Source organism: uncultured Senegalimassilia sp., from assembly GCF_934636665.1.
Taxonomy (GTDB): Bacteria; Actinomycetota; Coriobacteriia; order Coriobacteriales; family Eggerthellaceae; genus Senegalimassilia.
Genome location: NZ_CAKUAT010000002.1, coordinates 54,903 through 80,489, shown reverse-complemented (window position 1 = coordinate 80,489; position 25,587 = coordinate 54,903). Strand labels below are relative to the sequence as shown.

At 60.0% G+C, this 25,587-nt stretch carries 12 protein-coding genes; 10 read left to right on the top strand and 2 right to left on the bottom strand.

Going from position 1 to position 25,587, the window contains the following annotated elements:
• Window positions 1-74 precede the first annotated feature (74 nt).
• The 10 genes from Q0G75_RS01135 (at window position 75) to Q0G75_RS01090 (ending at window position 20,893) form a co-directional block, all read left to right on the top strand.
• The gene (locus Q0G75_RS01135; RefSeq protein ID WP_294415351.1) at window positions 75-11,144 is read left to right on the top strand and encodes a hypothetical protein; all 11,070 of its coding nucleotides are present in this window, start codon (window positions 75-77) and stop codon (window positions 11,142-11,144) included.
• 161 nt (window positions 11,145-11,305) lie between these two features.
• Window positions 11,306-12,172, top strand: coding sequence for a hypothetical protein (locus tag Q0G75_RS01130; RefSeq protein WP_294415349.1), 867 nt, complete (start codon window positions 11,306-11,308; stop codon window positions 12,170-12,172).
• Between the two features lie 9 nt (window positions 12,173-12,181).
• Entirely contained in the window at window positions 12,182-13,033 is an 852-nt protein-coding gene (locus tag Q0G75_RS01125) for a hypothetical protein (RefSeq protein WP_294415347.1), read from the top strand.
• A 17-nt stretch (window positions 13,034-13,050) separates the two neighbouring features.
• A complete protein-coding gene (locus tag Q0G75_RS01120) occupies window positions 13,051-13,938 on the top strand; it encodes a hypothetical protein (RefSeq protein WP_294415345.1) in 888 nt (295 codons plus the stop codon).
• On the top strand, window positions 13,939-14,712 hold the full coding sequence (locus Q0G75_RS01115; RefSeq protein ID WP_294415344.1) for a hypothetical protein: 774 nt from the start codon (window positions 13,939-13,941) through the stop codon (window positions 14,710-14,712).
• A gap of 39 nt (window positions 14,713-14,751) precedes the next feature.
• The gene (locus Q0G75_RS01110; protein ID WP_294415342.1) at window positions 14,752-15,537 is read left to right on the top strand and encodes a signal peptidase I; all 786 of its coding nucleotides are present in this window, start codon (window positions 14,752-14,754) and stop codon (window positions 15,535-15,537) included.
• 65 nt (window positions 15,538-15,602) lie between these two features.
• Window positions 15,603-17,291 (top strand): hypothetical protein, encoded by a 1,689-nt coding sequence (locus tag Q0G75_RS01105; protein ID WP_294415341.1) that lies wholly within the window; start codon window positions 15,603-15,605, stop codon window positions 17,289-17,291.
• Window positions 17,292-17,348: 57 nt separating this feature from the next.
• Window positions 17,349-19,082 carry a DUF2357 domain-containing protein gene (locus tag Q0G75_RS01100; protein ID WP_294415340.1) on the top strand — a complete coding sequence of 578 codons (1,734 nt, stop codon included), beginning with the start codon at window positions 17,349-17,351 and terminating at the stop codon, window positions 19,080-19,082.
• Complete coding sequence (locus Q0G75_RS01095) at window positions 19,082-19,774, top strand: signal peptidase I (protein WP_294415337.1); 693 nt, start codon at window positions 19,082-19,084, stop codon at window positions 19,772-19,774. The genes Q0G75_RS01100 and Q0G75_RS01095 overlap by 1 nt, the downstream gene beginning before the upstream one ends.
• Window positions 19,775-19,975: 201 nt before the next feature.
• On the top strand, window positions 19,976-20,893 hold the full coding sequence (locus Q0G75_RS01090) for a hypothetical protein (protein ID WP_220240817.1): 918 nt from the start codon (window positions 19,976-19,978) through the stop codon (window positions 20,891-20,893).
• A 494-nt stretch (window positions 20,894-21,387) separates the two neighbouring features.
• Here Q0G75_RS01090 and ppk1 read toward each other — a convergent pair whose 3' ends face one another.
• Together ppk1 and Q0G75_RS01080 are read right to left on the bottom strand one after the other, a co-directional pair.
• Entirely contained in the window at window positions 21,388-23,979 is a 2,592-nt protein-coding gene (gene ppk1, locus Q0G75_RS01085) for a polyphosphate kinase 1 (RefSeq protein WP_294415330.1), read from the bottom strand.
• Between the two features lie 261 nt (window positions 23,980-24,240).
• Window positions 24,241-25,191, bottom strand: a complete 951-nt coding sequence (locus Q0G75_RS01080; RefSeq protein WP_294415328.1) for a hypothetical protein — start codon at window positions 25,189-25,191, stop codon at window positions 24,241-24,243.
• Between the last annotated feature and the right edge of the window lie 396 nt (window positions 25,192-25,587).

Here is a 25,587-nt window from a genome sequence, read left to right as displayed (position 1 = left end):
ACCAACGGCAACGCCGAATGCCGACAGCAAGCAGAGGGGCCCTTCGGGGCATGGCGCAGAGAGGTTATCCATAGATGAGATTGGTAAAGTACATAATCGCCATGTACCTTACCTTTGCTATGGCTTTTCAGCTGCTCGTGCCGGCTCCTGCCGCTTTTGCGGAAGGGGTGAACGCTGTTTCGGGCGCCGCGGCGCAGTTGGGCGGCTCGGAAAACGCGAGCGATAACAGCGGCGGCTCCTCGGCGGATACGGGTGTCGGCAACGGCGATGACGCTTCGGCTTCGGGCGATGCTTCCACGGGCGAAAGCGAAACGGCCCAGGGTGGCGCCTCTTCGAGCGGCGCCGCCGATGGGCAGGAGTCCGCTGCGGGCGATGCGGCCGAGGAGCAAGGTTCTTCCGCAGCCGATGCCTCTGAGAGCCAGGAGTCCGCTGCGGACAAGTCCGCCAGCGCCGACGACGATGCGGCAGATGCGGGGGATGCTTCCGCAACGGTTGCCGCAGAGGCAACTATCACGAACGTTGCCGATTTGCAGAAGAAAATGGCGAAGGACAACCACGGCAGTGTTGAGGCGACGGGTGAAAACGTTACCGCCATCACGTTCAACGATGCCACGGCTTTGCGCATCGTCTCGAATACGGATCCTCGGTTGTACCAAACTGCGAAAATGACAAAAGGCCAAGGGTCGACGGGCGCCGAATTTGACGTGAGCAGCCCCGACGACGGCTATACGTTCCTTGGCCTTGGCAGCGCCGAGGTTCCCTTTAAGGGCTCGTTTGCCACCAATGGAACCTCGATCGCCTTGGCGACGTCGCTGTTCAACAATGTTGAGCTGAATGAGGATATTTCCATCCCGAACCTTATTTGGAAAGGGACGGGCAGCGATTCGGTAATCGCGGCCAAGGTTACAGGCAGCAGCCGAGAACTTACCGTCGCGATTCAGGTTGCCGATCCCGTCAACGGGGGCGCGCAGGAGCCAACTGCCGGTATCACCAGCGCACTGTTCGGAACGGTCACGGATTCGCTCACGCTGAGCGCAACCTATTCTTTCGTGGGCACGCGAAAAGGCCTTGGGGCTACTGCTGATTCCACGGGAAACGTGGGCTTGCTGGCGAATACGGTTGAAAGCGGCGTGTTCACGGTTAAGTCGGTCACCTTCCCCGACGACGTTGCCAAAGACGGTATGGTCAAGACGAGCGACGGCAACGCTGGTCTGCTCGTTGGCGCGGTCGAGGATGACGCTTCCTTGAGCGTTGGTACCCTGAACAATGTCCCAGCTGCTACGGTTCAGTCTGACAATGGCTGTGCCGGCGGCGTCGTGGGCAAGGTTGGGTCGGATACTGGCGCGACCGTTGACGTGACAAGCGAAATCAATCTTTCCAATCTCACGGTGAAAGGCACCGCTGCAGCTGGTGGCTTCATTGGTCAGGCAGCCAAGCTCACGTTGAAGCAGAACGACGACGCCAAGGTCACCTGTCCTCAGAATGTCGGGGATGCGAATAGTGGCAACGTCGGCGGTTTCATCGGCGAGGTGAGCTTCGGCAGTTCGGTCGCGTTTACTGGCAATGATCAAATCTATACGGGTGACGAAGGTGTCACACTTGCGGCCAAGGGCGCGACGGAAGATAACAAGTATGACGAGTCGAAAGGCGTCGGCTCTGCTATTGGCAAGTTGAACTACGACAGTTCGACAGCGGCGGCCTCGGTCTCGTTTTCTGGCGGCATGTTCAAGAGCACCTATGGAAAAGGGGAAGGCGCCGCAGTGTTCGGTGGCCTTGTCGGCTCTGTGACGGGATATGCTGCTGGAAGCGGAGATAAAAGAGTTGCATCAAAGCCGCTTACGGTGGAAAATGTCTCAACCGAATTTAAGCTCAATGCTAATCCGCAATTCACCGGCGGCCTTGTCGGTTGGCTGGGCCGCGCTCGCGGTGACAACGCGAGCGTGAGCGCAGCTCTCGAAGTCAAGAGCGCTTCGGTAAACTGCACCAAGCTCACCCAGTCGGTCAAAGGCTTCGGTGGCGTTGTCGGCTGCCTTGACCACGAGAGTATCCTCGACGTCAATGGCGTGACCGTTGCGAACGAAGGCGCGATTGAAAACGGCGCGGGTATTGCCGCTGAAAGCTGGGGCTCTGCGATTCGCTTGGGCGGGGTCACTGATTTTTCGGGCATGAAGTTTGCTCCAGAAAATAGCTTTAACATTACCGGCAAGAAGGTTGTTTCTCAAATCACGAACGTTAGTTCGAGCAACCCGACGCTCGTGTTCGCCCGCGGAACGGGAAACGATAGCGTTCCCGCAGACGCAGGTAATAGTGATTACTGGGTTTACAAGCGTTGTCCTGCAGCGAAAGTCGATGACTTGGGTAGCGATCAAAACGCTGGTTGCGGCTATGGTGAGGTTGTTAGGCTTGATGGGGAGAAGCTGAAAAAAGACCTCATCAAAATCAATATGGGTAAGCACGAGCTTGAGGGCCGCTCGACGACGGACTGGAGCTGGCAGGTTGGTTCGAGCGATGGGAAATGGTCCGAAGGTAACCGAACCCTGACGATAAAGAAAACGCAGGACTTCGTATGCCTTGCGCTTTCGGTGCAGTTCGCCAACCTTTGGAATGGGGTATATGGCTTAAACCCAAAGGACAAGGTGCAGCTCCTGGGCCCCGATGTGAAGATCGTGCTTGATTCAGATGTCGATCTGTCAGGCACGGGTGTGGTGGGCCTTGGATTCGATAGCGCTAACAAGCTTCAGACGTTCATGGGCACCTTTAATGGCAACAGCCACAAGGTTGCCCTCGCTATCGGTGAACCGTATGGCAAGCGCGGCGACGCTGCGATTGACGCGTCTGACGGTAACGGCAAGATTTATCGTCACAACCGCCTGGGCCTCTTCCCTGCCATTGGCGGTGGCGCGACGGTGAGCAATCTCACCGTCGATGGTGCTATGAACGGTGTTGCAATGAAGTTCGATAACGGCGTAAGCGTTGACGCCGGCTTGCTTGCAGCGACCATCACGGGCAATGCGACGATCAACGGCGTTACGTGCGGGCCGACGATCCCCCGTGACGATACTTCCAATCCGACGATTACCTGCGATGATACGTTTGCCAACGATGCCAATATCGGCGGCATGGCGGGTAGCGTGTCGGGCGGCGGAATCGTTACATTCGATAGCAGCACAAAGGCGCAATCGATCATCAACACGGGCGCTACTCTCAACGGCAACACGCGCATCGGCGGCGCTATCGGCTATGTGGGCGATTATGTCTCGACGTTCGATGTGAAAAGCCTGCAGGTGAGCGGTTCGATTGATTCTAAGGCTAGCTCGACGGCCGAGAGCGAGTTTGATGTCAACTCAGCAAAGATTGCCCAGGTCGGCGGCTTTATCGGCTGCATCGCGCAAGGCACTGCAGCGAATACGACCAGCGTTAACATCACAGGTCTTTCGTTCAGCTCATTCAACATGACCGTTGGCAAGAACGGCGACAAGCTCAATGGTGCCGGTGGTCTTCTGGGATATAGCTGGGGTAATGCTGTCGTTACCATCGGCGATAGCGGCATTAACAAGGATGCAGGCTCCTATGCGCTGAAAACAACCGACAACGCTACCGTAACTGCAAACGACTCAACCGAGGTTGGCGGCCTCGTATACGCCGCCAGCGGCCACTGGGTAATCAATGATTACGCCATCGATTTGAAAGGAGCTTCCTTCGCCGCGAATAGTGCCACCACGCTTGGCGTCCTCATTGCTCGAGGTAGTACGTCCGATTCAACTAACAGCTTTGGTGCCGAGACTTCCTATAGCGGTCTGTATCTGCAGGACAAGGCTTGGTGGGGTACCGCCTACGCCGTGGACGGCGTGTCTATTGGCGCCCCAAATGCGACGACGTTCGACGAATGGCTCGCACAGGGCGTGAAGCCTGGAAGCAAGCTGATCGACAACGGCTGCAACGCGATTGTCTCACTTCATACCAGCGCCGATAAGCTGGACATGAGCGGGGATCCTGCCATGGACAATAGCTATCAAAACCGCATTGCTCCTGATAAGTTTCCTCAAACAAACGGCTCTGTTCGCTACTACTACAATCTGGACAGGGCTTTTACAGTAGTGGATAACCTTGATGCGCCTGTAATGAATACACCCGAGCATCTTGTTTTGTGGGCCGCAAGGCAATACGCTCCAATCGCCACGCAGGCCTTTCTCACGGGTAATAGGAAGATTATCTTTACGAATAACGTGATTGGGTCTCCGGCAGGCAACCCGGTTCCTATCGACTTGACGGGATATAGCTACTATCCTTCAAACCCAGACGGCTCTAATGCAGTGACTGTCCAAAACGCAACAATCGTCTTTTGCTACTCGAAGATAAAGGCCGAGCAGCAGGGCAACAAAAGCAACGACTCGGCTACTCAGCACGAAAACATGCATTGCGGTCTTATGCGCACGCTTGCAAATAGAAATCTCACTGTCAACGATGTAACGCTATTGGGAACGGTCGGCAAGGTCAAAAACGATGCCGCTAAATGGAGCGACCCCGAGAGCGTGTCGGGCGCGCTGGTGATGCGTTGTGCCTACGCGGACAGCGGCAGTAAAGTGGCAGCTATCAAAATCGACACCCTAAGTCTTGACGGCTTGCGGGTAGACGGGGCGGAAGACAAACGATATGCTCCGTTGCTGATCAACGCCATCACAAGGTATGTCAATTTGGACGTCAAAAATGTAACGACGGCGAATTATGCTGATGCTTCTAACGTCAATAAGATTGCGGCATCGAGCCTGTTTGGTCGTCTGGGTTACGGCAATAATTCCAATCAGCTCACAGCGAAGTTTGAGCGAATCAGTCTGCCTAGTCAGACGGGCAATTCGATTTTCACGCACGCGAGCCTGTTGGAGAGTTTTGGCTATCAAAACACAGGCACGGGTTCCGCAAACTATACCTTTACCAAGGCCGATGCCGATGCTGGCATGGTGACGTACGGAAGCGAAATCGATGCCAAGGACAAGGAATACTCCGGCAAGCAGCTTTGGTATTACGATGAAAAGACGTACGGCACCGAAAATGGGTTGGTGAGAACGGATAAGGACGAGAAGGCGAGCGTCGAGAACCCGAAGTTTGGCGACTATCTTCCCTATGTGGCTAAAGGAAAAGCCACCGAGTCTGGCGTCCAGTACCACGAAATTAAAGTCAACCAGCGTATCCCCAACCTGATGACGGGGTGTGGAACGTATGGCGATCCGTACACCGTTAAGGACGCGACGGAGATGAATGCCATTGCCAACTACATCAACAATCAAGTGGCGTTGGATGGTTGGGAAGTCACTGTTGCCGCTGATCAGTCCAAACTTTGCGAACGGCGTAGCGACGAGACGAAGACTGGCAACGAGGTCGTGTACGTTTACAAGCAGAGCAATCCAAGCGAGACCAAATGGGAGAAAAAAACCGGCGGAACGGCCGATTCGCCCCAGACGCTGGATGACGAAACCATGCGCCGCTACGTGCAGAGCGCGTATTACAGCGTCGAACCGGCCAAGGACAACAAGATCGCCGTCGATGCGGCGTCGTTTGGCGGATTCGGCAATAAGGCCAACCCGTTTCGCGGCGTTATCGTTGGCGATCGTGGCGCTTCGCAGGCAACAATCGAAATCGAAAACAATGAGGGCGAGCTTCGCGGTCTTATCCCCTATAGCTATGGCAGCGTGGTGCGCAATCTTGATATTCGCTATGTTAATGCGAAAGCGACTATTGCTTATTCTGCTAAGGATGCCGACGGCGTTCTGACGGCGTTTTTCGGTGGCGTTATCGGCTGTGTCCTTGGCGGCGATAACATTATCGATGGCGTAGCCGTCAATAAGATGACTGGTGGTTCTGCAACTGGCTTTACCGTAGCGGGTGGCGGCATCAGACCGTATCTTGTTCCCATCGGCGGATACGTTGGCGCCGTTACGGGCGGCGGCGTGATCTTCCGCAATAGCTCGAATGTTGGCGGTACGCTTAATACTTGGCATGTTGCCGGCGCCTCGCGTTATGACAACCCCTATGTCGGCCGCGTAATTGACGGTTATGCGTTTAGCGAGCTTGGCGACAATAAGAGCCTTGACAACACTAACCGCAATTACAAGATCAACAACCTGAATACTGATGAAACGAACTGTGTGGTAACAGGCGATACGCAAGGCCGCTATCGGGGAGATGGGGGAGATGAGAGAAAGAATCCCGATAACCTTGCTATAACCACCACCGTCAACGATGCGCAGGGGTTGCTCGTGCTTTCTGCGATCATCAGCAGCGGTGCGGCTGGCGGTTCGGCGAATACGGCAACCACCAATGATGAGTACGGCACCTATGCCGGTTCGCGCGCATATTTGGGCGGCAATGCGTCTAAAAACGCCACGTATCAGTTCGGAAATCAGAATTATGGCAAGGTGCGCAATGCGAGCTACGCCGCTGTTGGCAAGCCAACTGAAGCGGTTGGCGACTTTGCAAAAGCGACCAAGGATGACACGCTCAGCCCTGGCAGCCAGTGGGAGGGCGATGCGCTTGCTAAGGGCGATGAGGCGCAAGCGCAGGTGAATTCCCCCTATCTGGTGTCGAAGTACGCCACCTGGCAGACGGGTAACATCTGTGCCGCGCAGGCCTCGGGCATGGATTTGCAATTCGTGAACACGGCCGAGGACATTGACTATGACATGATGCCCTACGGCACGGGTTACACGGGCCTTTCGGGCCGCTACTACTCCAACGCGTGCGCATCCGCCAAGGGTGCCGATCGCGACCGCATCGTGCCGCTCGTGGCGACCATCAACGGCAATGGCGCGACCATCAAAGTGGGCAGTAAGGAGAAAAGCACCGCCTACGACATCAAGGAATACGCTAACGACGATTACAAGCTCGCGGGTGTGGGCGCTTTGTTCGGTACGGTGACATACACCTCTGACAACGTGAAGGGGAGCATTGGCGCCGCTGCAGGGGACGGTGCCGAGGCTACCGGCAACGGCGGCTACACCGTTCAGAACCTGAACTTCAGCGACTGCAATATCTCGCTCACGTATACCGATGGATCGGGTAACGCAAGCGGCTTGGGCTATAACGAGGTTGGCATCGGCCTCCTGGCGGGCGCCACGGCAAATAACAACTCGTTGGAAGGCTATGGCAAGTATCATGCTGTCACTTTGACGAACTGCACCGTGAGCGGCTCGGCTGGCGCCTCCTCTTCTGACAGCGTTGCCAATGCTGGCGGCCTGTTGGGCTCGTCCGGTTATGGCAGCCGTAAAACCGACAAGAGCGATATCGGGATGGTGAATAAGGCCGGGGGGCAGCCGTCTCCTGTCAAGCTCTATGACTGCTCGTATAGCGGCATGGACGTCTCGGGCGTTCAAAACGTCGGCGGTTTCGTCGGCGAGCTGAACTCCGGCTCCCAAGGCGGTGTTTGGACGTCGGCGGACAAGGCCATCGCTGAGGGATCCACAATCACATCGAGTGCACCAGCTACGTCAAGCAAAGTCCAATCCAATGTCGGCGGTGTGTTCGGAGCAAGCGGCGACGTTATCTTCGTGAATGCTGATGAAACGACTAAAGCGACTGTCAGCGGCGGAAAAGCAACCATCTCGGGGGTGACGCTGACCGTTCCTGTAAACGCTGGCGCATCAGGTGGCGTTGGCGGCCTTGTCGGCAAAGCCGAAAGCAACATATATGCCTACAACTGTAAGGTAACGGGCGACGTTAAGGTAACGGACGACGCGAATAGCAAGGTGGTATTCGGCCGAACGGGTACGAGCGAGTTTAAGAACGCTGGCGGTATCGTGGGCAATGTATCGAGCGGCAGCGAATTCAAGTTCGATACGTGCGAAGTTAGCGATATCGATCTTGAGTCTCGCGAGGTCTCTGGCGGCATTTCCGGCAACATCTCCGGGTCGCCAACGGTTACCTGCAACAACGTGGTGGTGAGCGGCGTGACCTTCGGCAGCTCATATGCGGGCGGCATCAATGGCTCCATTGGGGGCGAAGGCGCGCCGACGTTCAACATCACGAACGCTGAAATCAAGAACAACGTGTTCATGAACCCGAGCAATTTGTCGGAGGATCCGAAGGGTTTGAACGGCAAGAGCCGTTCCGGCGGTATTGGCGGCGATGGCAGGGGCGTGTTCAGGCTTTCGAACGTCCTGCTCGATAGCAATGACTTCCAAGGCAAAGACGGCCAGGGCATCTTCTTCGGCGATGCAAAGGCGGGCCTGCAGGTTTATGCTGCGGGTATCGATATAAAGCCGGGTGAAGGTAAATCAACCAGCGATCTGCCTCCTTTGATGTTCGACAAGACCAGCGATCAGAGCATCGTGAAGCAGGTGAACGCTGCTTCGTACGTGGCTTTTGGCGTCTATGGCGATACGCCTGCCGCCCCCGATGGAGGCAAGACGCTCTATAGCGATGAGGCAAACGATGATGGCATCAAAGCCGTCTCGCCTTACGTGACCACGAGCCCGACGAGCGGCATTGCCGTACGTGCGTCCAACGACGCAGCTGGTCGCTACCTTTTTGGCGACGGCGCCAATGTTGGAAATGCTGGCACTATCAAGAGCCAAGCGGGCACTACTGAGGCTGGCCGTTATACCTACACCAATATCGGCGGGTGCGATGACTTGGGCGCTTACCAAAACACCAACGGTTACACCGATTCCTCTGCGCAATGGTACAACTCGGAGAACTCGGATGCTTCGAAGAAAGCCACGACCGATTTCAAGGTCCTTGAGGTCCCCGTTCAGGACGCCACGGTCGTAACCGACTACCTTAACTTGGTGACCAACGGCGGCTTTTCCGATGCGGTTCGTTTGAACAACGGCTCTGACAAGCGGTACGTGACGGCCAAAGCCGAGAAGTTCGAGCTCAAGCAGATAGGTGACGCTAAGGTCTTCGCTAAAAGCACTGAGCCCGCATCGCTTTCGGTTGTGGGCAACGGCACGAGCGACATGCAGTTCAGCGCACCTTCCAATTGGGACAACGATAATGGCCGGTTCACGCTGCTCTCCGTAACCTTCAACGATGGCGCCGGCAACACCTATAAGGTTCAGGTTCCCATTGTGGTTAAGCGCTTGTTCGAGGTTAACTTCGCGGCAACGTATACCTATGGCACCAACTTCAAGGCCGGCGATTACTCGACCAAGGACGATCACGTGCTCACCGGCGTCGGGGATGCCATGACGGGGTATCTCACCTGGACTTACAACAAGGCTCGTGCTACTGAAACGACATATGGGTGGAACACGTATCTGCAAGACGGCGGCTCCATGAAGGCGCTGAGCAAGCGGATTCTGTTCAGCGGCGATGGTGTAAGGGGAACCTTGCCCGAAGGCACGCAGCTTACATTGGTGGACACCGCGAACAACAACAAGGAATATCACTACACCGTGCTCGCTGGTGGAGCTGTTTCGGTTGCGTTGGCCGATTTTGTGGACTCCGATGGCGCCGACGGCAAGCACTATGAAGAGCAGTGGCTCAGCGAGCTGATGGGGGTCAAGGCTTCCGACAACCCCGACTCGGGCGCTTGGGTCAAGCTCGAGCCCAATGAGGACACCACCAACGCCGGCGTGCGGATCAAGACCAGCACGGGTTACGAATACTATCGTCCTTGGACGTCCGAGGACGAGAACAAGGGGAACAAGGCTGCTCGGTGCAACCTTTCCATCGGGGGTGACTCCGAACCTCATCCGTCCGAGAGCTTCTTCCTGGTGGTTCGCGTTCCAAAGGGTTCGAATGCAACCGTGAACGGTTATACCGGAACCTCGCTTTCGGGCGATGTGAGCACGCGCATCAACTACGTGAAGGGGTCGGACGAAAGCAAGGCGGACAACCATATCAACACCGCTTCGACCTATAGCGTTGCCTCGGGTTACGGGCAAACGCTTACCGATACTTTGGTTGAGGGTGATAAGGATGTAACTCGAGAAATGAGCGCCGATACGACCAACTCCTTCAAGATGGACGTTACCGATACTGTGAGCTGCAGTAACGCATACAACGATTCGGACACGCTGTACTACCAGCTGAACTCCTCGCTTGCAAGCTATAACGGTTCTGACCTTACGGGCGCGAGCGGCTATCCTAGCGGTACTTCCAGCACGTATTCCTTCTACGTGAAGGTCGGGGAAACCTATTACAAGCCCAGCAAATCGACCGATTCCGCGGGCAACGTGAAGTGGGCTTGGACGGCGGTTGAAGCGGGGGCGGATGATGCAGGCAAGGCTGCGGTAAGCGGCAAGTCGTGGAGCGCCGATGGCGGCGACATGCAGCTTGTCCTTTCCGACAGCGATGGAACGCCTATCGACCTGAGCGGCATCCGCAAGATTGCAACGGGCGCAACAGATGCAGCAGACGCAAATGCCTCGTTCTTCATCCAGATGAAGGCGGACTTGCGGATGTCGGGCCTCGCTTGCCAAAATGCGATCGCCGCATCGGAGGATGGAAAGGCTTACACGAAGCCCACGTATCGCTCGTTCCTTTCCCCGCATGCGGATACGTTGAGCACAAGCACCATGACCGTCGGCATCGATGGCAAGATGCGCTACTACCGCAAGGGCGGCGGCGCTTCCACCATTACCCTCACGGCAACCAAGAAAACGCAGTTGGGCATCAACGTGGACGATTTGGGAACCGCCGACGGCACCATCGCGCTGGCGGCAACCTATGACCTGTCCAAGTTGAGCGGTGCCGACGAGAAGCTGAGCAAGGCGACGAGCGCAACCTTCACGCTCATGCTGCAAAAGCGCAAGGATGACAAGGATGACAAGGATAGCGGCTACGACAGCGTTCCCATCGCCGACTACCTTTCCGTGCAGGAAAGCAGCAAGCTGGGAACGGGAACGGTGAGCGCCGACCACAACAGCATCGTGTTCATGGATACCGTTTCCAACGGCGTCCTTGCCACCCGTGACGACAGCAGCCCCATTCTCAGGCTCGGCTTCGTGGTGAAGGTGAACACCGACGTTGAGTCGGCGCAGCATTTCTACGCCAACTATCGCCTGGTTATGACGGCGCATCTGTCCGGCAATGGCGTGGACGACACGCCCGTGAACGCTTCCGGATCGATTACCGGGTACCCCAACTCGGACTATGTGACCTACACCTTGACCAGGGTGAACATGAAAGGCATCGACCACAACTAGGCCTAGCGCTCCTCATTCGCTTTTCGGGGCGCTGGCGTCTTTGGCCTTTCTGCGGTCTGGCCGGTCGACGATGTGAGTCCCCTGACATTTGACATAAAATAGCAAGTTACTTGGGCTTTAGGCTCGCGGCGGTTTTACAGAACGAACGGAGGTGACCCGCGATGGAGGAAGCGCGCGATTCCAAGCAGTTGCGCAAGCGCTTCAAGCGCATGCTGGCAACGCTTATCGTTGCTGCGCTCGCCACCGCGATGGTCACCTACGCGTGGTACATCTACCATGCCGATCGCCACATCACCGACGTGAAGATGGCCGCCGGAACGGGCGTGACCTTCCTCATCTCCGATTCCTACGATGGCGAATACAAGTCCAGCGCCGGCCTTTCCTTTCAGGGGCTTTTGAACCCTGTTTCGACGGACAACATCCTGAACGGGTTCCAGAAAGCGGTGGGCTTCACGGGCGGGGACACGCAGGATTCGCTGTTGGCCACCTTCTTCGGGCCTGCCCAGCGTTCCGACTACTACGAAACCTCGCTGTACCTGGCCACCAGCTCGCTTTCCACCGACGTGTACCTGTCGGACATCCGCTTCGACGACACGGATCCGCAAAACCCCGTTTCCACCGCCTTGCGCGTGGGCCTGGTGGTGCATCAACCTGGCGAAAACCAGCCTGTGGCCGGGCAATACGTGTTCGAGCTCACCCAGGCGCACAACCCGCAGGCCAGCTACAACACCAAGCAGGGCGAAGCGGGCCATGTCCTGGACAGCACCAAGACCGACGGTTCCACGGTCGCGTTCACGCCGCTCAATTCTACTGACTATTGCGAATATGACGAGGAAGAAGGCGTGGTCACCGAGCCCGGTACCAAGCTGGCAACGCTTCCCGCCGCCGCCGAGGGCGCAAACCGCAGCACGCCGGTGCAGGTGGACGTCTACGTGTGGTTGGAGGGTTGCGACGAGGACTGCACGAACAACCTGTGCGACACCAGCTTGGCGTCGCTTGCCCTGCATTTCGCGGGAAGCCGGGAATAGGGGGTGCGCATGGGTTCTCAGGGAAACAACGGACAAGCCAGCTTGCGCGACGCGTTTTCCGCGCGCAAGCGGATGGTCGCGGCGGCCACCTGGTTGGCGGTGCTGGCGCTGGTGCTGAGCGCTGCCACCTTCGCGTGGTTCTCCAATTCGCGCTTCACCAACGTCACGCCTGCGGCGCATACGGTCAGCGAAGATGGCTACGACCTGCTCATCTCCGCCAGCGAGCAAGGCCCCTTCGCAGAGCAATGTCAGCTGGGTTCCGCGGACAAAACCCTGTACCCGGTTTCCACGGCCGATCTTTCCGACTTTTGGCGCGCTGCGTTCCAAAACGCCGCCGGGATCACCACCGACTATGCGAACTGCACGTCCGAGCTGGGCGAATACGCCCTTACGGGCACGTTCTACCTGAAGGGGTCCAGCTTGCCGCTTGCGGTGTACCTGTATCCCGGCCAGATGAGCGTCTCCGCTGATTCCCAGCTTCTGGCGGCGACACGCGTGGGCTTCATCATCCAAAGCTCTGCAGGCACGCAAAGCTATATCTTCCGGTGCGACGATCTGGGCGACACGTCCGGGGCGGCTCAGCAGCGCACCACCGCGCAAAGCGATGTGGTCGTCAGCGGGCAGGGCTCGTGGGGCTACGTCGCCGATCCGGCGCAGTCCGTTTCCGCGTACAGCATGGACGGCTCGGGCGATACGCCTACGCCGCGCTCCGGCGCCACGCCCCTGTTCACGCTGGGCGCTGACGAGGTGGCAAGCGTGCGCTACTTCGTGTATATGGAAGGCTGCGACGCCAACTGCATCGGCGAGGCGCAGTCCCAGGCCATTTCCCTGCAATTCGCGTTCGCGGGCGCCAAGGCGTAAAGGGAGGGGGAGGCACCATGAGCGCGGGTTCCAGAACAACGAAATACCGGTTTGCCCAGGTCGGCGCGGTGTTCGCGCTGCTGGTGCTGGCGGCCGTGCTGGTTGCGGCAACCTATGCGTGGTTCACCAACAACACAAAGGTGAACACCGATTCGGTCTCGGTTCGCAGCGGCGACAGCAAGCTGGTGGTCGAGCTGGGCGATGCGTCCGCCGGCAGCTGGAGCGGCGATGGCGACGTTGCGTTCTCGTCCAACAGCCCCAACCCGCTCACGCTGTACCCGGTTTCCACGTTCGACCTAGAGGGGTTCGCAGAATGCGCGCGCACCGACGAGCAGGGCCGCGCCGTGAGCTTCAAGCAAGCCGAGGACGGCCAGCATTTCTACCACGGGTGGGTGGACATGCGCGCCAGCATCACCGGCTCGGGCGCCTCGAAGGCCTCGGGAACGGTGAATCTGTATCTGGGGGATACGCTGGCGCCGGAAGGCGCCGACCCTGAGCTTCTGAAGGCCACGCGCGTGGGCTTGAAGCTTTCCCGCGACGGGCAGGTGCTGCAAAGCCGCTATTTCACGCTGGACGATTCGGCAGGTTCGCATTGCTCAGAGCATCCCGCAACTGCGCCCTCGCTTCCGGGGTATTCCGATGACATGCTGCTCGGTTGGCAAAACGGCGCGCTGGCCTGCGCAAACGATGACGCCCGGGACTACACCGCCTATCTCATGGACGCCGACGAGTCCGCCACGCGCCCGCAAAACGCGCTGCTGGCCATGGACCTTGGGCAAACCTATCGGCTTGACGTGTACTACTACATAGAGGGCACCGACCAGGACAGCGCCGACTACCTGTACAACGACGCAGGCATCCTGCACGTGAACCTGTTCGCCGTGCTCGATGGGCAGGGGGTGTAAATGGACCAGGAAGGGAAGCGGGACCTGCGCCATCGCCTGGCGACCACGGTGCTGCTGGTGTTGTTCGCGCTGGTTGCCATCGCCATGGCGTCGTTTGCGTGGTTCTCCATCTCCGACCAGGCGAAAGCCCGCCAGCTGGCGCTTACCGCCAATGCCGGCAACGCCCTGCGCTTCGACTTGGACGCGCATGACAGCTTCGATCAGTATGTGAGCTCGCTGGGCTTCGACCAGATCTCCGCGCGCATCTCCTCGGAGCAGGGGGTGGGCATCGATTCCTCCAAGCTGCAGCCGGTGACCACTTCAGATGGGCAGAGCTTCACCTACGAGGACGGTTCGGAGGCGCAGGCGCGAACGGGCGCATATCTGGAGTTCACCCTGCACTTCATCAGCCACCAGGACGTCATCGTGCGCCTTACCGGCGAGTCGGGCGGCAACGGGGAAGCGGGAACGGCGTTCTCCTCGAACGTGGGTAGCTTGCCGCAGGCCATGCGCATGAGCTTCACGTGCGACGGGCAAACGTGGGTTTACAACCCGAACATGGGCTCTGACGCCTCAACATCGGGAGGGGTGACAACCTTCGGCATCCCCACAGGGGGCTCGAACGAGGCGGGAAACATGTTTAACCTGGTCGCAGAGGCGGACAAACCCACCGTCGTTCGGATTTGGTTGGAAGGAACCGACCCGAATTGCACTAATATTGTCAGGGGAGCCGATTACTCGGTCGCCATGCGATTCGAGGGCGTCGAACAGCAAGAACAACAAGATCAGCGGTAGCGGGCACGAGCTGCGCGCCGATGCATAGGAAAGGTCGAAATGAGTACGGTTAAAAAAGCTGCATCCATCGTGGTCAGCGTCATTATGTGGATCGTCATCCTGGTTGCGGCGTTGTTCGCGTTCACCACGCTTGCCACCAAAGACGACGGCAGCGCGTCAAGCCTTGCCGGGTTCACCCCACTGACGGTCCAGTCCGAGTCCATGGCGCCCACGTTCGACGAGAACGACCTGATCATCATCAAGAAGTGCGACCCGTCCACCCTGCAGGAGGGCGACATCGTCACCTTCCACACCATCATCGACAACCAGTACGCGCTCAACACCCACCGCATCGTCTCCATCAACCAGGTGGACGGGCTGAACAGCTACACCACCAAGGGCGACAACAACGAGTTCGCCGACCAGCACGTCATCGCCGATGGCGACATCGTGGGCAAATACGTGGGCAAGATCCCCTATATGGGCAAGGTCATCAGCTTCCTTTCCAGCACCTGGGGTTTCCTTGTGGTGATCGTGCTGCCCATGCTGCTGTTCTTCATCTACCAGGTCTACCACCTGGTCATCGTGGGCATGAACCTCAAGCGCGCCATGGCCGAGGAGGATCGCATGAAGCGGGCGGAGGCCATCGTCGATGGCGAGGATTCCCAAGCTGCGGCGGCAGATCGCGCCAAGGCCGAGGCGGCGCGTGCCGAGGCGGAAGCGGCGTTGGAGGAGGCCAAGCGCCTGAAGGCCGAAGCGGAGGTCAAGCTGGCGTCCGCCGAATCGGCCCGAAGCGGCGATTCCGGTTCCGAATCCGCCCCCGAATCCGGATCCGATTCGAAGTAAAAGGCAACTGTTCGCGCGCCGGGCGTCCCCGGTGCGCGTTTCGCGTATGAGAAAGGGCGTGGCCCGTGAGTGAGTTTCTAAGCTTTGCCTGGGAACTGCTGTCGAAAGTGGTGTACAACGTCGTTGCGGTGTTCGCTTCGATCCTGAATCTGCTCGTCTTCGGATGGGCCGACTACTTCAACATCTTTCTTTCGTACTTCAATTCGTTCGATCTGATGGGCAAGATCGGCGCGGTCGTCCTGTTTGCGTTGCTCGTGGCCATCCCCGTGCTTATCCTCATCATCTTGGTGCGCCGATGGAAGCTGCACGCCGACCTTAAGCGCGACAGCTCCGATAACAAGACGCTGTACCGCGAGATCGGGCGCCTGAACAAGCAGGTCCTCGACCTGATGGACGAGAAGAACAAGCTGCTCGCCCTGAAGGTGAACGCCATGGGCGGCACGCAGCGCATTCCCTACATGGGCGCTTCCGCCCTCACCGACGAGCACGTTCCCACCGTTGCCAACGTGCTCGGCAAGGCGTCTGCGGGCGGGGAAGGCGAAGTCGTCCCCGGCGTCGTTGCGGGCTCGGCGTCGCTTTCGCTTGACGGCGATTCGGTGTCCGGCGCCGCCGCTGCCATGGCCAAGGCCACGGTCGAGGCCAAGACGCTTGCCGAGGAGAAGGAAATCTCGCTGGCCAACCGCTTCCCCAAGCTCTCGCTCGTCGACCTGAAGTACCGCGACTGGCAGCCGCCCGTCTACGACGACGCCATCACCCTGGAGCATTTCGTGGAGGGCTACCGCGAGTTCGCCTGCAGCGAGCTGGGCCTGTACTACTCGCCCGAGATCGTGCGCCGCTATGTCGCCGGCATGGCCGCCAGCAAGCTGCTCATCTTGGAGGGCATCTCCGGTACCGGTAAAACGTCGCTGCCGTATTCGTTCAGCCGCTACGTGGACAACCCTGCCACCATCGTGTCGGTGCAGCCCTCGTTCCGCGACCGCACCGAGGTGCTCGGCTACTTCAACGAGTTCTCCAAGCGCTTCAACGAAACCGAGTTTTTGCGCGCTCTGTACGAAGCGGGTCTGCGCCGGGACCCCAGCTTCATCGTGCTCGACGAGATGAACCTGGCGCGCGTTGAGTACTACTTCGCCGAGATCCTGTCGGTTCTGGAAATGCCCAGCCATGACGAATGGGTGCTCGAGCTGGTTCCCACCGCCTGGGACGGCGACCCGAAGGGCCTTCACGACGGCAAGATCACCCTCCCCGACAGCCTGTGGTTCGTGGGCACCGCCAACAACGACGACTCCACGTTCACCATCACCGACAAGGTATACGACCGCGCCATCCCTATCGAGCTGAACGAGCGCGCCGACGCGTTCGAGTGCCCGCACCACGAGCGCGTGCACATCACCAGCGAGCACCTTCAGTACCTGTTCCAGAAGGCGAAGGTGGAGCACGTCATCTCCGAGGACGTGCTGGAGAAGATGCACAAGCTGGACCAGTACCTGCAAACGCGCTTCCGCCTGGCGTTCGGCAACCGCATCATCAAGCAGATGTACGACTTCATTCCCGTGTACGTGGCGTGCGGCGGCACCGAGCTGGGCGGCATGGACTACATCATCGCGCGCAAGGTGCTGAAGAAGTTCGAATCCATGAACGTCAGCTTCGTGCGCGACGAGATGACCGGCCTTATCGGCTACATCGAGAAGACCTTCGGCGAGGGCGGCCTGCCCGACAGCGTTTCGTACTTGCTGCGAATCCAGAACATGTACTAGGAATCGGTCCGAGCGCCCGCGGAGGCGCTCGGGCGTGTTTGCTTGCGGGGTATGTAGATGTCAGACACCATTCAAGACCTGTACGGCAGCTTTGCCGAGCAGATGGAGCCCATCCAAGAAGACGATCGGTATTTCCGCTACCTCTTCGAGCTGGCGCAGGCTTCCGACACCACCATCGATCAGCAGCGCGAAGAGCTGGTCAAGGTCGTCGACGGGGAGTGGATCTCGGTAATCGAGGATTCGCTCGACGCCATCAACAGTATCATCGAGAAGCCGCGGCGCTTCATCACCACCGAGGAAGAGGTGGTGCCGGTTTCGCTGGCCAAGAAAATCTCGGCCGACAGCGTGCGGCATCTCAGTCAGAACACGCAGTTCCTGGCGCCCTCTGACGACGGGGGCGTGCACCCCACCAAGATCTTGAACGTGAACATGGCCGAAACCTACGACTTGTATGAGAACCGTTTCGTATACCACCTGATCCAGCGCTTGCTCACCTTCGTGGATAAGCGCACGGACGTGATCTTCTGGTCCACGGGCAACGAGATCCGCAACCGCTTCACCATGCACAGCAAGATCGGCGATGCGTACGAGGAGATCGAGTACAACGTCGAGATGACGGTGAAGGACCGCCAGAACTTCGCCGAGAACGACGCCGACAACATGGATACCTTCATGCGCATCGACCGCGTGCGCCGCCTGGTCATGGCGCTGCGCGGCAGCTCGTTTTGCCAGATCATGAAGGGGTGCTCGGCGGTGCACAGCCCCATCCAGCGCACCAACCTGATTATGAAGGACCCGAATTACCGTAAGTGCTTCCAGCTGTGGCAGTTCATGGAGCGCTACGACAAGGTGGGTTACAGCATCCAGGTGAAGGACTCCGCGCTGGCGTTCGACGACGAGTACATGGCGCAGATGTACACCAACCTCATCAACAACTACGCGGTGTTCAAAAGCCTCGTTTCCGACGAGCGCAACCTCACCGAGCTTGCCAGTGAGCAGCGCGAGCCGGTGGAGCCGAAGTTCGTCAAGGAGATCAAGGAAGAGATAGTAGATAGCTGCGACATCCCCGATGTGGAGGTGCGCAAGGTCTTCGTCGAGGAAGTCACCAAGGCGCAACTTGACGCCGAGGCGGCGCTGGAGGAGCAGCGTGGGGAGAACGAGGAGCTGCAGGGCAAGCTGAAGGCGCTTACGGTGGAGGTCCATGCGCTTCATGATGAACGCGACGATCTTGCCGACGAGGTCGACCAGCTCAAGCAGCGGGAAACCGCATTGACGCAGCGCGCGCAGCTTGCCGAGGCGGAGCTGGACGAACTGCGCGATTCGCTGGAAGACGCCGAAGTGGGCAAGCGCGCCGCCGAGCAGGACGCCGCCCAGGTGCGTTCGGATGCCCAAGCGGAGCTCGAGCGCATGCGCGAGGAAACCGCGGCGGAGATCCGTGGTGCCCTCGACGACGCAGCTGCCAAGGTTGCGGTGGCGAAGGCGGAGGCCGACGAGGCGGTTGAGGCCGCCAGGGCGGAGGCCGCTTCCGCAGTGCAGATGGCGCAGGCTGAGGCGGCCGCGAAGGTGGAGGCCGCGCAAGCCGAGGCCGATGAGACCCAGCAGCGCCATGCCCAGGAGCTGGCGCAGATGAAGCGGGACTTCGAGCAGCGTTTGGCCCAGCTGAACGCCCGCTTGGAGCAATCGGAACGCGCAAGGGCTCGCGCGGAAAAGCGCGCCGAGGGCAACAAGCTTTCGAACTACCTGCTTGCCCGCCTGCGCGGCGAGGATGCATCGGAGGGCGACGACAAATAATGAAACACGTTCTTCGCGTTGTCAACGTGCTGGCGGCGGTGGTCATCGCCCTGGCGTTGTTGGTGCTACTGCGTACGGTGTTCACTCCGGCGGGCGAGGTGCCGACGCTTGGCGGCTATAGCTTCATGCGCACGCTCACCGGCTCCATGGAGCCCGCCATCCCCGTTCATTCGTTCCTGATCGCGCAGGATGTCGACCCCGAAACCCTGCAAGAGGGCGATATCATCACGTTCCGCTCGACGGAGCAGAACCTGGAGGGTGCGCTCAACACGCATCGCATCACCAGCGTGTACGAGGAAAACGGCCAGCTCATGTTCCATACCAAAGGCGATGCCAATGCCGTGGAGGATTCCGAGCCGGTCGCCTCGGTTAACGTGGTGGGCAAGGTGGTGTTCGTGTCCGCGGCGCTCGGGACCGTGGTCTCGCTGTTCGCGAACCCGCTGGTGTTCTTGCTGCTGGTCGTGGTGCCTCTGGTGCTGCTGCTGGGCTTCGAACTCGCCAACCTGGTGAAGTCCACCAAGGAGGTGGCGCGCGCCGAAGACGAGGCCGCCCTTCGCGCCGCCGTTGAGCAGGTTCGCCGCAAGCGTGCCGCCGAGAAGGCGAAAGCTGAGCAGGCCGCTGCCGCGCCGGCAGCTGAGAAGCCCGCTGAGAAGCCCGCTGAGAAGCCCGAGGATTCCCCTAAGGGCAAATAGCCCAGATTCTTCACCGCCCGAACCGTTGCACCCGCGCAGCCCGAGCCGCTGCGCTCCAGCGCCACGTCGGCCGGAGCGCGAACGGCGCAGACGCTGCCGCATCACATCGGTCTGTAACCGAAATGCCTACTATGTCTAGAGACAACCGTGATAAGATGGGGCCAGACATATAGGCGCTCACAGACGAGAGAGCGAGGCATCATGCTGGACAAGGATCAATTGAACGACATCGTTGCAGGTATCGCGAAAAACTACAGCGAGCGCGAGGAGATCTTCTTCACCGACCCGAACAAGCATTTCCCGAACAAGCTTGCCATCGTGAACATCGTGAAGGACCTGCGCCGCGTCATGTTCCCGCGTTACTTCGGCGACGAAACGCCCACGGGCATCAACCCCGAGTACTTCATCGGCGAAACGCTCATCCGCATCGAGGATTCGCTGCGTCGCGAGCTGCGCGAGGCGCTGCTGTTCCGCGGCGGGTTGGCAACGGAGGAGCTGGACGCGCGCGTCGACCAGATTTGCGCCACGTTCTTCAGCCGCCTGCCTGAAATCCAGCGCATCCTCCTGACTGACGTACAGGCAGCCTTCGACGGCGACCCGGCCGCCCAGAGCAAGGAAGAGATCATCTTCAGCTATCCGGGCTTCTTCGCCATCTTCGTGTACCGCATCGCGCACGAGCTGTACGTGCAGGACGTGCCGCTCATCCCGCGCATCATGTCCGAGTACGCCCACGGCCGCACGGGCGTCGATATCAACTCCGGTGCGACGATCGGCGAGTATTTCTTCATCGACCATGCAACCGGCGTCGTCATCGGCGAGACCACCACGATCGGCAACCATGTGAAGGTGTACCAGGGCGTCACGCTGGGCGCTCTGTCCACGCGCGCCGGCCAGGCGCTGTCCGGCGTGAAGCGCCATCCCACCATCGAGGACGACGTCACCATCTACAGCAACGCCAGCGTGCTGGGCGGCGAGACCGTCATCGGCGAGGGCTCGATCATCGCCGGCAGCGCGTTCGTCATCTCCAGCGTGCCTGCGGGCAGCCGCGTTTCCCTGAAGAACCAGGAAGTAAACGTGCGCACACCCAACAAGGACCACGCCAAGTGCTGGGAAATCTAAGCGGCGAACGTATGCGCCGTTGCGCGTCGGGCCTTCCGACCGCCCGAGCCTAAAGGCCGGGCAGCGATAGAAACTATAAAGGCTGAGCGGCGAAAGAAGCCATGCCACCAGGGCCGATTCCGCGATTCGCGGGGTCGGCCCTGCTTTGTTTGCGCCCCCGATACGTCCGCAGCCGAGTCCTCGAGTTCGCGAATCCGCTCTTCTCGCCATCCGCCACGCCAAACCATCGATACGTCTGCGTTTGAATGGGACATATCCAGGTAGCAATACAAGCGTCATCAGCATTTCCCCAGGTCAAAGGCTTGCAAAATATGCCTATACCGCAACCCATTCCAACCAAACGCAGACGTATCGCTCCTTCGGCCACGCAGGCGGCCCAGCTGCCAGATTCGCTGCCGCAACCGCCCACATACGGCCTTCGCAGGCAAAAAGAAACCCCGCGTGAGCGGGGTTTCTGAACCGCCTTCCATTTCTTGGCGAGCGGGGCTTCTTGGCTAGCGGATGAACTTCGCTAGGACGCGGGCGAGGAGGCTGGGCTTCTCGGGGCGGCGCTGGATGCCGGAGTGGCTGGGCGCCTGCATGGGCTCGTTGATGACCTGAGCCTTCACCGGCACGGGCTGGGCTGCGGCCTCGGCGGGCTTGGGGGTAGCCTGCAGCTGCGGCGCCGCTTGCGGCCTTGCGGCAGCTTCGGCCTCGGCGGCTTTCGCGGCGGCCTCGGCCTCAAGCGCGGCCTTATGGGCGGCTTCTGCCTCCCTGGCGGCCTCTGCGGCGGCGGCTTCCGCCTTCGCCACGGCCTCCACCTTGGCCTCGGCTTCTGCCATCTGCGCCTGACGCTGCTCGTTCATGAGCTTGCGGGAGTTTGCGTTGTGCGTGGCCTTGGCCTCGGCAGCGGCTGCACGGGCGCGCTGCGCCTCCTTGATAAGGAAGTCCTGCGACTCGAACTTCGGCTCATCGGGCTTGGCCAGCTCGCCGAGCTTGGTATAGGTTCCGTCGGCCTTCAGCTCGCGCAGCTTCGCCGTGTCGCGCAGGCACGTGGCGACGTAGTCGAGCACCTGGTTGCGCAGTCCCTCGTCAAGGATGGGCCAGGCGATCTCAACGCGCTTCTCCATGTTGCGCGTCATGAGGTCGGCGCTGGACAGGAAGATCTTGATGTCCTCGCGAGGGCCGAAGCCGTAAATGCGGCTGTGCTCGAGCAAACGGCCCACGATGGACACCACACGGACGTTGTCGGTGTAGCCGGACACGCCCGGGACCAGGCACGATATGCCGCGCACGAGAAGCGTGACCGGCACGCCCGCCTGGCTTGCCTCGGCGATCTTGACGATGATGTCCTTGTCGGTGACGCTGTTGGTCTTGAAGAACAGCCCGCACGGCTTGCCTTCGCGCGCAAGAGCGATCTGCTTGTCGATGTTGGCGATGATGCCGGGCTTGATCTGCAGCGGCGCCACGGACAGGATGTCATAGTTGTCGGAAGCGTTCTCCAGCTGCATGTTGCGGAAGAATTCGGTGGCATCGCGGCCGATGGTCTCGTCGGCGGTGATGAAGCTCAGGTCGGTGTAGAGCTTCGCCGTCTTCTCGTTGTAGTTGCCCGTGCCCAGCTGCGTGATGTACTGCAGGCCGTTCTTGGTTTGGCGCGTGATGCAGCAGATCTTGCTGTGCACCTTGTAATCGCGGAAGCCGTAGATGACGTTGCAGCCGGCTTCTTCGAAGCGCTGCGACCACTCGATGTTGTTGGACTCGTCGAAGCGTGCGCGCAGCTCGAACAGCGCGGTGACCTGCTTGCCGGACTCGGCGGCGGCGATGAGCGCCTCAGCCAGGTGCGACTGGCGCGCCAGGCGGTACAGCGTGATCTTGATGGAGATGACGGTGGGGTCGGCAGCGGCCTCGCGCAGCAGCTGCACGAACGCGTCCATGGACTCGTAGGGATAGCTGAGCAGCACCTCGCGCTCGCAGACCTGGTCGATGATGGAGCGGTTGCGGTCAAGGCATGCCGGCCACTGCGGGGTGAACGGGGGATTGGACAGCGCCATGCGCTCCTGCTCGGGCAGGTTGCTGCCAAGACCCCAGGTCCAGCTCATGTCGAGCGGCACGCTGGTGACGTAGGTCTGATGCGGCTTGAGGTTCAGGCGATCGAGCAGAAGCTCCTGCAGCACGCTGGAAAGCGGGCGCTCGGACTCCAGGCGCACCGGTGCCAGGCGACCGCGCTTCTTCAGGATGCGCTTCATGTGCTCGCGGTAATCCTCGTCGGACTCGTCGGTGTTCTCCGTGGCATCCAGGTCGGCATTGCGCGTGACGCACAGGACGTTGGTGTGCTTGACGGTGTACATGCTGAACACCTGCTCGGCGGTCATCTCCACCGCGTGCTCGAGCAGGATGAACTGGAAGCCCTCGCCCGGCAGCTTGATGACGCGCGCGCACTGGCGCGGCATGGGCAGGATGCCCACGGTGACGCCCTCGGCGCCCAGGTTCTCGCTTTCCTCGGCGGAAGGATGGATTTTGGCGGCTTTGACGGTTTTGCCGTCCTTGGCCTTGTCCTTCTTCTTGGGCTTCTTAGGGCCTACTTCCTCGTCAAGGCGCACGATGACGTAGAGCGACCCGTTCTCCAGGTGGGGGAAGGGGTGGCGCGAGTTGATGATCTGCGGGGACAAAAACGGCATGATGTTGGCTGCCGTGTAGTCGGCCAGGAAGGCGCGCTGCTCGTCGTTGAGATCGGCGGGGCGCAGGTGGCGAACGCCGTGCGCGGCCAGGGCCTCGCGCACCTCGGCGTAGGTTTGCTCCTGCACGGGATACAGCTCGTGGCAGCGCTTGTGGATGGCGGTCAGCTGCTCGGCCGGCGTCATGCCCGTCTTCGAGTCGAGGACCTGCTTCTTCAGAAGCGCCAGGTCGGTCAGGCTGCCCACGCGCACCATGAAGAACTCCTGGAGGTTGGACCAGAAGATGCTGATGAAGTTCAGGCGCTCGAGCAGCGGGACGGTCTCATCGGCGCCTTGGTCGAGCACGCGCTCGTTGAACGTGAGCCACGACAGCTCGCGGTTCTGCATGTAGGGCGTGTGTCCCGCGTGCGTGATAGGTTCGTTTGCTTTCATGGCGTTCCCTTCCCTCGACGTCATAAGTGAAACGTGCGTCGGGCGATGCGTGTTCGTTGATTCGATGCGAGTGCGGCCGCTTGTGAGCGGTCAAGTGGAATCGATGATTGCATAACGTTCGACGACAGGGCGGCGCGGTTCCCCAACAACCACGTCCCCTCAACTCATATTTTACTCTGTTTTGATGCTGCGACCGGCCGAATCCGCCACCAGGCTGGAAATAATGGGGTGAAAAAGGTAACGATTCGGTTTCGGGTGGGGTTAATCCGCTTGCGGGGGTGCCGACACGGCCCCGAGCATGCGCTCGATCAGGTACCCTTCGCGCACGCCGTGCTTGCAAATCACCAGCTTGTCGGCGCCAAGGTGGCGGAACAGCTCCGCTAAGATGACGCAGCCCGGCACCATGGTGTGCACGCGCTCGGCGGAGGCCTTCAGGGCTGTGTGCCCGAAGGCTGAGGGGTTTTCGCGGCAAGTGCGGAGGATCTGCTGCACCTGCTCGGCTTGGACCTCGCGCGGGCGCGTTTGCAGCTCGTCGAGCTGCTGGACCAGCTTGGCCGCCGCGCGCGTGGAGCCGCCCACGCCGTAGAGCGTGGGGGCCTTGTAGGGCTCGAGGTTGGGAAGCTTGCGCAGGTTGCTGCGGAACTCGCAGGCGATGGCGTCCATCTCGATGGGCGCGGGCAGGATGTTGCGGACGAAGCGCGCGAACGACGACAGCGATCCCTGCCCCAGGCTGACGTCGTCGCTGTCGATGCCGCCTTCGACGCGGGTGAGCTCGGTGGAGCCGCCGCCGATGTCGACGAGCGTGCCGCGTTCGAGCGGGGTGGAGCAACGGGCGCCGACGAACCCGAGGTGCGCCTCGTCGCGCGCCGAGAGCAGCGTGACCGCCAGCCCGCAGCGGCGCTCGATCTCGGCGATGGCGTCGGCGCAGTTCACGGCGTTGCGCAGCACGGCGGTGGCGAACACGTCGACGCGCTTGCAGCCGAAGTAGCGCACGCGCTTCATGTGGCTTTTCAGCACGTTGACGGCGCGGTCCACGCCGTCGGGCGTGAACATACCGTCTTCCACGAACGCGGCAAGGCCTGCCATCACTTTGTCGTTGATGATGCTTTTGAAGTCCTTGCTGGAATAGGTGCTGCGACGATCGTCCTTCACTTCGTAGATGACAAGGCGAATGGAGTTCGACCCCAGGTCGATGACGCCGTAGGTGGGCATTGCCGTTATCCTTCCTCGATGGCGCTGCGCGCCGGTCCCGCTTTGCGATGACGCCGGCGCGCTGCGTCGGCGTGAAGTGAGCCGTACCCATGATAAAGGTTGCGGGCCTTCGCTTGACGTGCGCGGGCGGCGCCGACGGTTTCTGGGCGAAGATTTTACGCTCCCTTAACGTTGCCGTCTTCAAGGGCGGGGAAGGCGGGGAAGGAGGGTCCATGGCGGCTTGTTACGGCCGGGATTCCAGTATAGTGAGGCCCTGAACAGGGAACGGAGGTGTGTTCACGTTACGTTGTGGGCGCGCGAAGATCAAACGTGAACACACCTCCGTCCCCTGTTCACTCGTCGGGGAGGGGAAGGTGACGGGCTGGGTTGGCAGCTGCCTTCAGCTGCCGATTTCCG

Bases quoted from the DNA above. Each gene is read 5' to 3' on its own strand.
- Q0G75_RS01135 (WP_294415351.1), top strand. From the start codon at position 75: ATGAGATTGGTAAAGTACATAATCGCCATGTACCTTACCTTTGCTATG.
- Q0G75_RS01130 (WP_294415349.1), top strand. From the start codon at position 11,306: ATGGAGGAAGCGCGCGATTCCAAGCAGTTGCGCAAGCGCTTCAAGCGC.
- Q0G75_RS01125 (WP_294415347.1), top strand. From the start codon at position 12,182: ATGGGTTCTCAGGGAAACAACGGACAAGCCAGCTTGCGCGACGCGTTT.
- Q0G75_RS01120 (WP_294415345.1), top strand. From the start codon at position 13,051: ATGAGCGCGGGTTCCAGAACAACGAAATACCGGTTTGCCCAGGTCGGC.
- Q0G75_RS01115 (WP_294415344.1), top strand. From the start codon at position 13,939: ATGGACCAGGAAGGGAAGCGGGACCTGCGCCATCGCCTGGCGACCACG.
- Q0G75_RS01110 (WP_294415342.1), top strand. From the start codon at position 14,752: ATGAGTACGGTTAAAAAAGCTGCATCCATCGTGGTCAGCGTCATTATG.
- Q0G75_RS01100 (WP_294415340.1), top strand. From the start codon at position 17,349: ATGTCAGACACCATTCAAGACCTGTACGGCAGCTTTGCCGAGCAGATG.
- Q0G75_RS01095 (WP_294415337.1), top strand. From the start codon at position 19,082: ATGAAACACGTTCTTCGCGTTGTCAACGTGCTGGCGGCGGTGGTCATC.
- Q0G75_RS01090 (WP_220240817.1), top strand. From the start codon at position 19,976: ATGCTGGACAAGGATCAATTGAACGACATCGTTGCAGGTATCGCGAAA.
- ppk1 (WP_294415330.1), bottom strand. From the start codon at position 23,979: ATGAAAGCAAACGAACCTATCACGCACGCGGGACACACGCCCTACATG.
- Q0G75_RS01080 (WP_294415328.1), bottom strand. From the start codon at position 25,191: ATGCCCACCTACGGCGTCATCGACCTGGGGTCGAACTCCATTCGCCTT.